Below are 14,096 nucleotides of genomic sequence, written 5' to 3'. Positions count from 1 at the left end.
CGGCCTAGCTTTACTGCAACTTCATTCCTTATTTATCTGGAGAACTATGACTTCATCTCAACCTGTTACAGCGAATAATACGCCGCACATTAGTTTTTTACTCTTCTTAGTATTAGGCGCGATTGGCGCATTAACGCCGCTGGCGATTGATATGTATCTGCCAGCCATGCCAGCGATTGCTAAAGATCTCGGTGTGAGTGCTGGAGCGGTACAAATGACGCTGACCGCTTATACCGCTGGTTTTGCGATAGGCCAACTATTGCATGGCCCGCTGGCCGACAGTTATGGCCGTCGCCCAGTGCTGCTGATCGGCGTATTACTGTTTGGTATTGCTGCCACTGTGAGTGCGACTACGCAAGGTATTGAAGCGTTAACGTATGTTCGCGCTGCGCAAGGTTTTGCTGGAGCAGCGGCGGCTGTGGTTATTCAAGCGGTGGTGCGTGATATGTTTGATCGCGAAGATTTTGCCCGCGCCATGTCTTTTGTCACCTTAGTGATGACCGTTGCCCCGTTAGCTGCGCCGATGATTGGCGGACACTTGGCCATTTGGTTTGGTTGGCGTTCGATATTTTGGGTGTTGGCTATTTTTGCCGCGGTGGTGATTGCTCTCGTGGTTTGGAAAATTCCAGAAACACTCAGTGCAGAAAATCGTCAACCGCTGCGCTTTCGAAATACCATTCGCAACTATGTGCAGTTAAGCCGTAACCCAGTCGCGATGGGGCTTGTTTTTTCTGGTGCTTTCTCGTTCGCTGGTATGTTTGCCTTTTTGACCGCAGGCTCTTTTGTCTATATTGATATTTATGGAGTCGATCCTGATCAATTTGGTTACCTGTTTGGCCTCAATATCGTCGCGATGATTATCATGACCAGCTTGAATGGTCGAATGGTGAAACGAGTCGGTTCCCACGCCATGCTACGCTTTGGTTTGTTGATTCAGTTGTGCGCAGGTATCGGGTTATTTATCGCGTGGTTACTCAACCTTGGTTTATGGGGTATTGTGCCTTTTGTGGTGCTTTTTATTGGTACATTGTCAACGATAGGCAGTAATTCAATGGGATTATTGTTAAGTGGTTATCCGAAAATGGCGGGCACCGCTTCTTCACTGGCTGGAACGTTGCGTTTTGGCACAGGCTCAGTGGTTGCGGCGATTGTCGCGATGATGCCTAGTGATGTTGAGTGGCCGATGATTGTGGTCATGACGGCGTGCTCGGTACTTTCATCTCTTTTTTATTGGACATTAGGAAGAAAGGCGTAATGTCAGAGTATTACCTCGAAATTCAACGTGTAGTGAATACAGCGCTGCAAGAGTTAACAGCAGAACACCAAGCGAATAAGCTGGTGAATGCGCCTTTAGCTAATAATCACTTTTTGGTGCATTGGGTGAGTAAGGCATTGAAAGCACAACGATTCCATCGCTGTGTGGTGGATGATTTAAATCGTTGGCAGAAAGCTGGACGTTCGAAAGGCAACCAATCTGAATTACTGTTTATCTTCAAACGCATCTCAGCATTTTACGGTAAGTTTTTTGCGCAAGAGGCGGATAACATCATTACCGATAAGAAAATTGACGCGTTTTTGGAATTCATGGAAGCGGCTCACTGGGAAGTGACAACATGTGATCCATTGGTGAATGAAGGCAAATTACAGCTTTTTACCGATGGGCAAAACTCATTGGCTTTGTGCGCAAATCAGTGTGAATCATGCTTTGATGGTGAACTGCTCGTGAAGCCGATGAACTGGTTTGTACGGGGCCATCATGCTGATTTCGTCGAAAAGGCCAGCAGTGCTGGCTTTATGGTGCATAAACGTACCGATTATAAGTCGAATGTGAAATATCATGGTGAGTATTTGATATACCCAAGCAACCATGGCGTGCAATTGGCTGAAATTCCATTAGGCTTTCCTATTGATTAGTATGGAATTGAAACCCAATAAGTTGCAGAGCTAGCGATTTCGCTAGCTCTTTTTTTGTGCCTTTTTGACGATGGCTTTGACCATGCCATTAAAAATAAAAAGGTGGGCAGGCATCATCGCGAACCAGTAAAGTAACCCTAAGAATCCTTTGGGGTGCCACCATGCGGTCACATTGAGTTCTCGCGTTTCGCCTAGATCTTTAATGGTAAATTCCAATCGCCCTAATCCTGGGCCTTTCATCCCAAAAAGAAGAGACAAAAACTGTTGAGGTTGGCAGCGGATCACTTTCCACGAATCAATAAAATCGCCAACTTGCAGTTCCGGGCCACAAGGGGAGCGGCGCACAGGTTTGCCACCACCGAATAAAAGATCGAGCCATTCGCGTGTACGCCATAGTGCATTGGCAAAAAAATAGCCTTCTTGGCGGCTGCCTATGGTTCGGATAACATCCCATAAAGCCTCAGCAGAGGCGCTGGTCTGAATCGTTGCCCCTGCTTGTTTAGGATAGTAGCCAAAACCGGGTTGCCAACGCTGTAGGGCACTTGGATCAAATCCCCACACCTGCGAGCGTGTAAATTCTCCTTCATGTTCGATTATTTTGGTGACAACGTCACGATGTGAGATCAGTCTTTGAGGATAGCGTGCTTCAATGGCTTGTGAGTCGGCAATGTAATCATGATCTAAACCGGCAAGTAGTGCTCTGCCAATATTAGAGGGGACGGAGGTGATAAGACCTAGCCAGTAAGAAGCCATTTTGGGGGTTAATAGTGGGGTAGACCATAACCGAAATGGTTTCTGCGTTGCCTGACAAATAATGGCAAATTGTTCGCGGTAGGAGAGGGTGTCAGGCCCACCGACCTCAAACAATTGGTGTGCAACGGGCTGTTCATTAGCTAATTCAAGTAGATAATGATTGAGGTTTTCCAGCGCTATCGGATTTGCTTTGGAATCAACCCATTTGGGAGTGATGAGCATCGGTAAGTTGTAAACAAAATCACGCATGATTTCAAATGCGGCTGATCCTGGTCCAAGAATAACACCGGCTCTTAATTCGGTCACTGGTACAGGACTTTTCCTAAGTAGATCGCCCGTCATTTTCCGCGCTTTGAGGTGTTCTGAGTTTCCGGTTTGTGGTTGAATCGCACTTAAGTAGATCAGGTGTTTGACCTGGCTAACCTCAAGGGCTTGTTTAACGTTTTCCGCTAACGATAATTCATAGTCGACGAAATCATGTCCTTGCGCCATACCGTGCACTAAAAAATAAACCAGTTCAAATTGTGGGATAAGCGCAAGTGTCGCCTCTTTATCGGTAAGGTCTAAATAACGCAAGGTAAGGTTGGGATGAGATATGGCACGTGAGGTTAAGTAGTCAATGTGCCTAGCTGCGGCCGTTACTTGAAAACCTTGCGCTAATAGCAAAGGTAGCAGTTGTGAGCCGACATAGCCTGATGCGCCGAGTACTAACACTTTTTTCATGACGGTCCCTTCAAATAAGATGGTTAGATTATGCTCACAGACGTATAATAGCGACTTCATTTTTCCTGTGCTATCAATGTGTTGAATTTGAGGTGATCGGTTGTCTGTTTTTTCGCAAATCGTGTTACATACAAGAGGCGATTTTTTCCGTCGCTTAATGGCTATCGCTCTGCCGATCACCTTGCAAAGTATTATGTTTTCTAGCCGTGGTCTAGTGGATGTTTTGATGCTAGGGCAATTAGGTGAGGCTGAAATTGCTGCGGTAGGCGTTGCCGCTAGAGCAACTTTTGTCACCACCATCATGCTAGTGGGCGTGACAACCGGAGGCGCACTGTTAACAGCTCAGTATTGGGGCGCAGGAAACAAACAGGGCGTGCGAGAAAGTACGGCACTTACGTGGTTAGTCGCTAACCTATTTGCTGCAATGACGGTGGCACTATTTTTACTGTTTCCAAGTCAAATCATGGCACTAACCACGGATTCCGAGACCGTTAATGCGCTAGGTAGCCAATATTTGATTATTACCTCACTCAGTATGTTTGCTGTAGCTTGCGTCAGTAGTATGGCGGTAGGGCTGCGAGCGATGCATAAACCGGGGCTCAGCACGTTTTTTAGCGGTATTGGTATTGTTTCAAACGTGTTTTTAAACTGGGTGCTGATTTTCGGTAAATTTGGTTTTCCCGCGATGGGAATCGAAGGTGCGGCGATTGCTACCGTGCTCAGTGGTTTTATTGAAGTCGCGTGTTTATACGGTTACCTCTATGCCAAGAAACATCTGTTAGCGTTTGGAATTGACGATATCCGAGCCATCATTGAATGGCCTACCATTTCTCGTTTTTTGAAGCTTTCCTTGCCAACCACCTTTAATTTCCTTGCATGGGCAGGCGGTTTATTTGTCTACCATGCCATCATGGGGCAGAGTGGTGTGCAAGGCTTAGCGGCGCTATCGGTGATGACGCCAGTAGAATCGATTTCATTGAGTTTACTGATTGGGATGTCGAATGCGGCTGCGGTTTTAGTCGGTAACCAACTTGGCGCTAAGCAGTACGATGCTGTTTATTATCAAGCCTTAGGTTTAACTATCATCAGCCTTCTTGTAGGCGTGATCGTCGCTGCCGCCTTGTATGTGGTGCAGATCCCTATCCTGAACTCTTTCACCGCCTTGACGGATGAAACCCGTGCTTTATCTGAAGAGTTTATCGTGATACTGAGCCTTGGCATCATTTTACGTTCCATTCCAATGACGGTGATTGTTGGCGTGTTGCGAGCTGGCGGTGACGTAAAGTTTTGTCTTTATCAAGATTTAGTCGCGCAGTGGCTGATCGGTATTCCGTTAGCCGCATTTTGTGCGATTGTGCTTGGTGCTAAGCCTGAAGCCATCTATTTATTGTTTCTCGTTGAAGAGTTGATTAAATGGGGCGGTTCTCTTTATCGAATGAAAAGCAAGAAGTGGATGCGAAATTTGATTGAAAATTAGACACAACGCAGTTAGGTGGTGCAATTTGATGCACATAATGTGATCCGGTATCCAAAATGCTTTCTACTGCAGGAGAATTAGTGTAGATTCACAATCCAATTTTAGTCGATTGCGAGCGATTTGATGTTACAGCTGACCAACCTGTGTAAAGGCTATCTAGATGGCGATGAATTTCATCCCGTGCTACAGGGGGCAGAGTTAACATTAAACCGAGGCGACCAAATCGCATTGATGGGTGAAAGTGGTTCGGGTAAGAGTACATTACTCAACCTTATTGCCGGATTAGATATTGTCGATTCTGGCGAAATTTGGTTTCCAAGTTTTTCCATGCATGACACGTCAGAAAATAAGCGTACCGCTTATCGCCGAAATAACATTGGTCATATATTTCAGCAGTTTAATCTTCTTCCCACCCTCAATCTCGCGGATAATATTCGCTTTTGTCGTCAGTTGAAAGGAATGCCGGAAGACCAAGGTTTACTGCGTCAAATTCTTTCTTCGCTTGATTTAATGCCGTTGCTAGGCCGATACCCTGAAGAGGTTTCTGGTGGGCAGCAGCAGCGTGCTGCGATCGCGCGCTCCTTGTACATGGAGCCTAAGATTTTATTAGCAGATGAACCCACCGGTAGTCTTGATGAGCGTAATGCCGAGGCGGTGATGCGTTTATTGACGACCTTAACTCGCCAGTTGGATTGCACGTTATTATTGGTGACGCACAGTGAAAAAGTCGCGCAGCATATGGATGGTCGCATACGTTTACAAGGAGGGTTGTTGCATGTTATGGCCCGTAGTTAAGGCGCTACTTGGTCATTATCGGCGTTATCCTTTACAAATCATTCTAGTATGGCTGGGTTTAACGCTTGGCGTTTCATTGTTGGTGGGAGTGACGGCCATCAACCAGCATGCTCGTCAAAGTTATGAACATGGCGAAAAGCTGTTTTCTAATCCATTACCTTATCGTATTCGTTCCAAGCATATTGCCAATAAAATCCCCCAAGGTTTCTATATTCAGTTGCGCCGTGATGGATTTTCTCAGTGTGCTCCTTTTGAAAACCATCGTTTGACGACAAAAAATGGCACGGATATTTCGCTGATTGGGCTTGATCCCGTCGCGATGTTGCCAACCAATAGCGGCCTTCCTTTATCGGAATTTTCGACATTATCATTGATGAATCCGCCGTATCCTATTTTGGTGAGTGTTGATCTCGCTCGTCTCCAAGGTTGGCAAACGGGTGATTTTATCGTGCTTGATGATGAATCAAAGTTAGGTCCTATTCAGATCGATCAACAAGATCTCATCAACGGCACACGCGTTATTGCGGATCTATCCTTGGTGCGTATGCTCAAGAAAAGTTCGGGCTTATCTGTTATTGCTTGTGGTGATATGCCGCCAGAGAAACTGAAAAGACTAAAAGATAATTTACCTAATGGTTTGACGCTAGTCCGTAGTTCTCGCACTGAGCTGGAATCACTCACGCGTGCTTTTCATCTCAATCTCAATGCAATGGGTATGTTGGCATTTTTGGTCGGGCTATTTATATTCTACCAAGCCATGTCCTTATCTTTAATCCAGCGCCAACCTTTAGTCGGGTTATTACGGCAAGCGGGTGTTTCTGGCTGGCAGCTTACCCAAGCATTGGTGATTGAGTTGTTTGGCATGGTCCTGCTTAGCTGGATATGCGGTAACGGATTGGGGTTATTATTGGCCAATCAACTTATTCCAGCGGTTTCAGCCAGTTTGGGTGACTTGTATGATGCTAATGTCGGTTTATCGATTAGCTGGAATTGGCAGTGGAGTAGTTACAGTTTAGCCATGGCGTTGATTGGTGCATTCGCGGCGTGCGCTTGGCCCCTCGTCCGGTTGCTAAAATCGCAGCCTATTCGTCTTTCTGCTCGTCTCTCTTTGCTTCGATTTGCTGGCACAGAATTTCGCCTGCAAGCCCTTGTTGCTTGCGCATTGACTGTCGCGGCGATTGCCGTGTATCAAGTTCCACAAACGCAACTTTCTGGTTTTGCAATTATTGCGTTGATGTTACTCAGTGTTGCGCTGTTTACGCCTTATCTTATTTGGACGCTGTTCAACAGTTTTTCCTACTCACTCGCTTGGGTAAAAGCGCGTTGGTTCTTTGCCGATGCAGCCGCCAGTATGAGCTATCGCGGTGTCGCAACTATGGCATTTATGATTGCTATGGCGGCGAATATTGGCATTGAAACCATGGTCGGTAGCTTTCGCGATACTACTGAAAAATGGTTAAACCAACGTTTAGCGGCCGATATTTATGTCTATCCTACCAACAGTTCAGCATCAAGAATGAGCAGTTGGTTGAAAGCGCAGCCTGAGGTCAATGATGTTTGGTGGCGTTGGGAAAAAGATTTCGCCACTGACAAAGGTGCATTGCAAGTGGTCAGCACAGGTATCTCGGATGGTGAGTTAGACTCGTTGACGGTTAAACTCGCTGTTCCTAACTATTGGTATGATTTACACCATTCAAAGAGTTTGATGATCAGTGAATCCATGGCGCTTAAATTAGGCATTAAGCCTGGTGATTTTATTGACCTTTCTGAGCCTTTGGGCCAAAAGTGGCAAGTCGTGGGAGTGTATTACGATTATGGTAACCCTTACCACCAAGTCTTATTGTCACACCAAAATTGGTTATTTGCGTTTGCCAGTACGGGAAATGTTGCGCTAGGAGTGGTTTTGCACGAAGGTGTGAATGACCAAGGATTAAAGAAGCGACTAGAATCGGTATTTAGGTTGGGCCCTGAGCGGATTTTTGATAACAATCACATCCATACTCAAGCGATGCGGGTGTTTGACCGAACCTTTGCCATCGCCGATACGCTCGGGCGTATTACTTTGTTGATTGCCGTGTGTGGTATTTTCTTTGCTACGTTAGCCGGAGAGGTTTCCCGCCAGCGACATGTTTCGCTACTGCGTTGTTTGGGTGTTTCTGGTAAAGAGCTGGTGGTGATTGGCAGCTTGCAATTATGTGTTTTTGGGGCGATAGCGCTCGTGATTGCAATGCCGTTAGGGCTTGCACTCGCTCGTCTTGTGGTGGACATCGTGATTAAACAATCCTTTGGTTGGACAATCCAACTGCAGTTGATCCCCGGGGAGTATTTGAAAACGGCAGCATGGGCGATGGTGACCTTGATGTGCGCAGGCGCAATCCCGGTTATTCGTTTGGTCAGAAGGCCACCGATTAGCTCATTTAGAGACGCGTTATAAATGATGAAACGATACCTCGTACTTTTGTGCTCTTTGTTGCTTGTTGTATTGTTCAGCCTCTATTCGTGGCACCAGTATTGGCAGGCACAGCAAACGATTTCAGAATATGCCGTTTCTGAAACAGCTTCTAAGCAAATGGATACATCATCAATATCGAAGGAGCACCCGTTCGAGTTCGTGCTTCCTAATCGCCCGGTACGACTTCCTCAAGATTTCAATTTTCATCAAGGTTTTGAACATGAGTGGTGGCATTACTTTGCGAATGTCAGTGATGAACATGGGCAGCAATATGGGATACAGTGGAGTTATTTTCGTCTCGCTAACGAAGCTCGAGATGCTAATGGATGGCTTAGTCCTCAGCTTTATCTTGCTTATGTGGTGATCTCTTCAAAGAATGAAGTCTGGCGTGAACAGCGGATTGCGCGGGGCGGAATTGGTCAAGCCGGCTTAGAATTAAAACCGTTTAAAATGTGGATTGATAATTGGAACTGGCGCGCACCGGGGACGACTCCATTTCCTGGAGTATTAGATGTAGCGACGGACACGTTTTCACTCTCATTAAAAAATAACCTTTCCGGGCCATTTGTATTACCTGGTCAGCAGGGATACCAAAAAAAGCATGATTCACTCTCTTTAGCCTCATATAGTCTCCAAGCACCGTTTTTGCAGGTCAAAGGTGTGCTCAACTTAGGTGTTAACTCTCAACCCATTCAAGTCACAGGTAATGCATGGCTGAGCAAGGAGTGGGGTAATAATCTACTGCCTAACGCTAAACAGGGATGGGATAAGTTGTTCGTTAAACTCGATAGCAAAACAACCTTATTGGTTAATCGCTATCGTTATTTTCAGCAAGAGCCCTATTTGTTTGGGGCAATTGTGAAAGATTCGGGCACCACGATCGTACTATCTGCTGATGAAATTGATTTAGTTCCTGTCGTTTCTGCCGCGTCGGAGAATGAGCGTGACATCCCGTTACAATGGGTGGTAAACATCCCTAAATATAATATTCATCTGGTGACGAAAGCGGTGAATCGCGATTTGTGGTCACCCTTTCTGCTCCCTTATTGGGAAGGCCCCATTATCACCGATGGTAGTCATAAGGTGACGGGTTTCATGCAACTAACGAGCAACTAAGTTCAAATATTTGTGGAATCTAAAGGTCAAGTTGTTCTTGGCCTTTTGTGTTTTTGTGAACCTTTTTTATTTTGTTGTAAAATTGTTATGCATGAAAACTAATCAACAATGGGAAAATAGTGAAAACTAAGGAATATACGTTGTATTGTTATGCTTGACTCGGAAATTCCGATTCTTAATATCTGAACAAGCGATTTTTACTTCTATCAGCTACTGTATAAACTCTGTCATATTCATTTGTTAATGGTTTATTAACATGCATAACTATAAGGACGATATCATGAGTGATGTGATTCGCGACTTTTTCAAGATGGAATCAGCAGGTGGTATTTTGCTGGTTATTGCTGCTGCAATTGCAATGATGATTGCTAACTCACCGCTAAATGATGTTTACCAATCTTTTTTACATTCCTACGTGTTTGGAATGTCAGTGTCGCATTGGATCAATGATGGCTTAATGGCCGTATTCTTTTTGTTGATTGGTTTAGAAGTCAAACGTGAATTGTTGGAAGGTGCTCTTAAATCCAAAGAAACGGCTATTTTCCCAGCCATTGCTGCCGTCGGCGGCATGCTTGCTCCAGCATTAATTTACGTGCTGTTTACGGCTGGTGATGCACAAGCGATTCAAGGTTGGGCGATCCCAGCGGCCACTGATATTGCGTTTGCGCTAGGTATTATGGCGTTATTGGGTAAACGTGTTCCGATCAGCTTAAAAGTGTTCTTGCTGGCGCTTGCGATTATTGATGACTTAGGGGTTGTGGTCATTATTGCGCTATTTTATAGCGGTGATCTTTCTACCATTGCGTTAACCGTCGGTTTCTTAATGACTGGTGTGCTTTTTATACTAAACAACAAGCATGTTACCAAAATCAGCCTGTATTTAATTGTCGGCGCGATTTTATGGTTTGCCGTACTTAAATCTGGTGTTCATGCAACCTTGGCTGGTGTAGTGATTGGTTTTGCTATTCCGCTGAAAGGTGATAAAGGTGAATATTCTCCACTAAAGCATCTTGAGCATGCGCTACACCCGTATGTCGCTTTTGGTATTCTGCCATTGTTCGCATTTGCCAATGCCGGGATTTCACTGGAAGGGATCTCCGTATCTAGCCTCACGTCAATGTTGCCTTTGGGCGTGGCTCTTGGCCTATTTATTGGTAAGCCATTGGGTATTTTTACCTTCAGTTGGGCTGCGGTGAAACTCGGTGTTGCTAAATTGCCTGAGGGGATCAATTTCAAGCATATTTTTGCCGTGTCAGTGCTATGTGGTATTGGCTTTACAATGTCGATTTTTATCTCGTCATTGGCTTTTGGACCGACCAATGCTGAATTTGATACGTTTGCAAGGCTCGGTATATTAATGGGCTCAACCACTGCCGCGATTGCAGGCTATATATTGCTTCGTTTATCTTTGCCAAAAAACGCATAAGAATATAATCAGCCCTCCGTAATACGAGGGCTGATTCATTTTATAAACTAACCATTTGATTTATCAATATTCTTAATCAATAGAAAATTTAAGTTTTTATCGATTTATTGAAAATTATTGCCAGCGTAATTATTTTTTGATATTTTTCGCACCAATCTCGGACAGTAGCTTCTGGGGGACACGCGTAATGACCATTCAGGCTGATTGTGACATTACGTAGGGTAGGTATCAGCAAGTCCTTTTGTTGATAGACGGGATACTCTTGCAGCGGGAGCTGCATGTGAATGGGAAACCCAACATTGAACTCATCATCACTTAACACACTGACGTTAATCAGCTTTGTACTTCCTCTATGCCCTGTGCTTGAAGACAGTTCTATCACCGAACCTTGATTCTCTGATTTAGTAATCTTTCATCGAAGACGATGAACCAATTTCCGTTTTTGCCTTTTGGCTAATACGGAGCTTATTGCTATGTCATATTTCCTTATATTCAAACCAAACCAAGGAAATAGGCGGAAATTTTCACATTCAAGGGGAAGGGAAATGAGCACAGCCTTTGAAGTCGATAACACTATCGCAAACATTTTTTCATCTCAGGTACCTGTTGTTGAAGGTATTTATGATCTCACACCGGACCAAATTCTACTCGATCAAATTGAGCATGAATCTGAAGTTCGTTCATACCCACGCCGTCTACCGATTGCCATCAAGCAAGCTTATGGTGCGTTAGTAGAAGATACGCGCGGACAAATTTTCCTCGACTGCTTAGCGGGCGCGGGAACGTTGGCGCTTGGGTATAACCATCCAGAGATCAACCAAGCACTGAAAGAGCAGTTAGATTCAGGTCTGCCATATCAGACATTGGATATGACAACGCACGCTAAAGACAAATTCATCAAGCAAGTAAAAGCATTTTTGCCTGAAGAGTTTGCAAAAAATTCCGCGATTCAATTTTGTGGACCTTCTGGTGCGGATGCCGTTGAAGCGGCTATCAAGCTGGTGAAGCAGACAACGGGTCGTAACACCATGTTTGCGTTTCGCGGTGCTTACCACGGCATGACCAACGGAACGATGGGCATGATGGGCAACCTGAATACTAAAGCTCGTCGCACAGGATTAATGTCGGATGTGCATTTTATGCCATTCCCATACAACTTGCGCTGCCCGTTTGGTTTAGGGGGCGATGAAGGTGCCAAAGCGAGCATTCGCTACATCGAACGTCTGCTGAACGATGACGAAGCAGGCATCATGAAACCGGCGGCCATTATTGTTGAACCTGTTCAAGGTGAAGGTGGCGTTATTCCCGCTCCAGCATTCTGGCTGCGTGAGCTACGCCGTATTTGCGATGAACACGGTATTTTATTAGTTTTCGATGAAATTCAATGTGGCGTGGGTAAATCGGGTTACCGCTTTGCATTTGAAGAGTCTGGCATTTGTCCTGATATTCTTTGCTTATCTAAAGCTATTGGTGGTGGTCTACCAATGTCTATTCTTGTGTTCAAGAAAGAGATCGATACTTGGAAACCGGGTGAGCACACAGGCACGTTCCGTGGTAACCAATTGGCCATGGTTTCTGGTGCGAAAGCGTTAGAAATTATTTTACGTGATAACCTCGTTGAACACGCTAATGTCGCGGGTCAGTACCTACGCCAAGGTCTTGAAGCCATTCAACGCCGCGTGAATTGTATTGCTGAAGTTCGTGGCAAAGGTTTGATGCTCGGCCTCGAGATTCGTAAACCAAACGGTGAAATGAACAAATTTGGCGAGCCAATGGCCGATGGCCAATTAACACTCGCTATCCAACGCGCGGCACTTGAGCGTGGGTTGATGGTTGAAAAAGGTGGCCGTGAAGGATCCGTTATTCGTTTCTTACCACCGATTATCATCTCATTCGAGCAGATCGATTTTGCCCTGCGCACTCTTGAAGCGGCGATTTTAGCCGCAGGTGGCGGCGAGAAAGATCCAGAGCCAGAAAATCAAGCGTGGAAGAAGCATTTTATCCAAACCGGTGAAATGGGCAGCAATGAATTTGCCGCTGTGATGAACCATGCCACTTCTGCGATGAAAGCTGTTTTTGAACAAGCCAAAGCGCCTTATTCAGGTTTGGATCCAAAGCAGCTTGAAGAAGCGATTTACGCAGTAGATTTGGATAACAAAAATGCGCCATTGAAGGATGTGATCTCTGAAATGGCAGATCTGGTAGCCAAAAATTCCATTATCGTTCAACACCCAGATTGTATTGCTCACCTGCACACGCCACCCTTGATGCCATCAGTAGTGGCTGAAGCGATGATTGGTGCATTAAACCAGTCCATGGACTCATGGGATCAATCGTCTTCTGCTACCTATGTTGAACAGAAAGTGATTGATTGGATGTGTGAGAAATACGAACTCGGCGCTCAGTCGGATGGTATTTTCACCAGTGGTGGCACGCAAAGTAACCAAATGGGTTTAATGTTAGCTCGTGACTGGATTGCCGATAAATTAAGTGGTCATTCTATTCAAAAGCTCGGCTTACCTGAGTATGCCGATAAGCTGCGTATTGTGTGCTCGAAAAAATCGCATTTCACCGTGCAAAAATCGGCCTCTTGGATGGGGTTGGGCGAGAAAGCCATTTTGGCGGTTGATGCGAATCCAAACGGCACAATGGATGTCACCAAACTGGAAGCGGTTGTTGCACAAGCGAAAGCGGAAGGTCTTATTCCTTTTGCTATTGTTGGAACGGCAGGCACAACGGATCACGGTGCGATTGATGATCTGTCGACGATTGCGGATGTAGCACAGCAACATGATCTATGGATGCATGTGGATGGAGCATACGGCGGCGCATTGGTTCTAAGTAGCCATAAAGCACGTTTGCAAGGCGTTGAGCGTGCGCACTCGGTCAGCGTCGACTTCCATAAATTGTTCTTCCAAACGATCAGTTGTGGCGCGGTGTTGCTCAAAGATAAAAGTCACTTCAAGTATCTACTGCATCATGCGGATTACCTTAACCGTGAACATGATGAACTGCCAAACTTGGTGGATAAATCTATTTCTACGACCAAGCGTTTTGATGCATTGAAAGTGTTTATGACAATGCAAAACGTAGGCCCTAAGGCTTTGGGTGAAATGTACGATCATCTGCTAGAACAAACACTGCAAGTGGCAGATTTAGTGCAGCATCACGATGCTTTTGAACTCTTGGCTGAGCCTGCTCTCTCCACCGTGTTATTCCGTTCCGTGGATAAACAAGCGGTAGATTTTGACGAGTTGAACAAAGCGTTGCGTTTAGAAGCATTGACACGTGGTGTCGCGGTGTTGGGCGAGACGATTGTGGATGGCAAAACAGCGCTTAAATTCACCATTTTAAACCCATGCTTACAACTGTCAGATTTCAAAGCATTACTTAATAAGATTGAAGTACTAGCCTCTGAGCTAGCCAAGGCATAAAGGAAT

General features: G+C 45.3%; 9 protein-coding genes. 8 read left to right on the top strand and 1 reads right to left on the bottom strand.

Going from position 1 to position 14,096, the window contains the following annotated elements; translation table 11 throughout:
* Positions 1 to 46: 46 nt before the first annotated feature.
* A complete protein-coding gene (locus tag AACQ42_RS06010; protein ID WP_013857017.1) occupies positions 47 to 1,255 on the top strand; it encodes a Bcr/CflA family multidrug efflux MFS transporter in 1,209 nt (402 codons plus the stop codon).
* Positions 1,255 to 1,914 carry a DUF2913 family protein gene (locus tag AACQ42_RS06005; protein ID WP_013857016.1) on the top strand — a complete coding sequence of 220 codons (660 nt, stop codon included), beginning with the start codon at positions 1,255 to 1,257 and terminating at the stop codon, positions 1,912 to 1,914. Before AACQ42_RS06010 ends, AACQ42_RS06005 begins: the two co-directional genes overlap by 1 nt.
* Before the next feature lie 42 nt (positions 1,915 to 1,956).
* Here the strand turns inward: AACQ42_RS06005 and AACQ42_RS06000 are convergent, their stop codons facing one another.
* Positions 1,957 to 3,450: a DUF2867 domain-containing protein gene (locus AACQ42_RS06000; protein WP_094165841.1), complete on the bottom strand. Its 1,494-nt coding sequence runs from the start codon at positions 3,448 to 3,450 to the stop codon at positions 1,957 to 1,959.
* Between the two features lie 40 nt (positions 3,451 to 3,490).
* Here AACQ42_RS06000 and AACQ42_RS05995 point away from each other — a divergent pair, with 40 nt between their 5' ends.
* The 6 genes from AACQ42_RS05995 to AACQ42_RS05970 all read left to right on the top strand — a co-directional run bounded on the left by AACQ42_RS05995 (position 3,491) and on the right by AACQ42_RS05970 (position 14,090).
* Positions 3,491 to 4,867: an MATE family efflux transporter gene (locus AACQ42_RS05995; RefSeq protein ID WP_094165840.1), complete on the top strand. Its 1,377-nt coding sequence runs from the start codon at positions 3,491 to 3,493 to the stop codon at positions 4,865 to 4,867.
* Positions 4,868 to 4,990: 123 nt separating this feature from the next.
* A complete protein-coding gene (locus AACQ42_RS05990; protein ID WP_094165839.1) occupies positions 4,991 to 5,662 on the top strand; it encodes an ABC transporter ATP-binding protein in 672 nt (223 codons plus the stop codon).
* Positions 5,643 to 8,096 (top strand): FtsX-like permease family protein, encoded by a 2,454-nt coding sequence (locus tag AACQ42_RS05985; protein ID WP_013857012.1) that lies wholly within the window; start codon positions 5,643 to 5,645, stop codon positions 8,094 to 8,096. The genes AACQ42_RS05990 and AACQ42_RS05985 overlap by 20 nt, the downstream gene beginning before the upstream one ends.
* Positions 8,097 to 9,230: a lipocalin-like domain-containing protein gene (locus AACQ42_RS05980; RefSeq protein WP_094165838.1), complete on the top strand. Its 1,134-nt coding sequence runs from the start codon at positions 8,097 to 8,099 to the stop codon at positions 9,228 to 9,230.
* 280 nt (positions 9,231 to 9,510) lie between these two features.
* Complete coding sequence (nhaA, locus tag AACQ42_RS05975) at positions 9,511 to 10,656, top strand: Na+/H+ antiporter NhaA (protein WP_176429686.1); 1,146 nt, start codon at positions 9,511 to 9,513, stop codon at positions 10,654 to 10,656.
* A gap of 545 nt (positions 10,657 to 11,201) precedes the next feature.
* Complete coding sequence (locus tag AACQ42_RS05970; protein WP_088728818.1) at positions 11,202 to 14,090, top strand: pyridoxal phosphate-dependent class III aminotransferase; 2,889 nt, start codon at positions 11,202 to 11,204, stop codon at positions 14,088 to 14,090.
* The last annotated feature ends 6 nt before the right edge of the window (positions 14,091 to 14,096 follow it).

This window comes from Vibrio sp. V12_P9A6T4, assembly GCF_963874835.1.
In the GTDB taxonomy this organism is placed as follows: Bacteria; Pseudomonadota; Gammaproteobacteria; order Enterobacterales; family Vibrionaceae; genus Vibrio; species Vibrio anguillarum.
The sequence above is the reverse complement of the archived record's forward strand: the minus strand, read 5'-3'. Positions and strand labels throughout refer to the sequence as shown.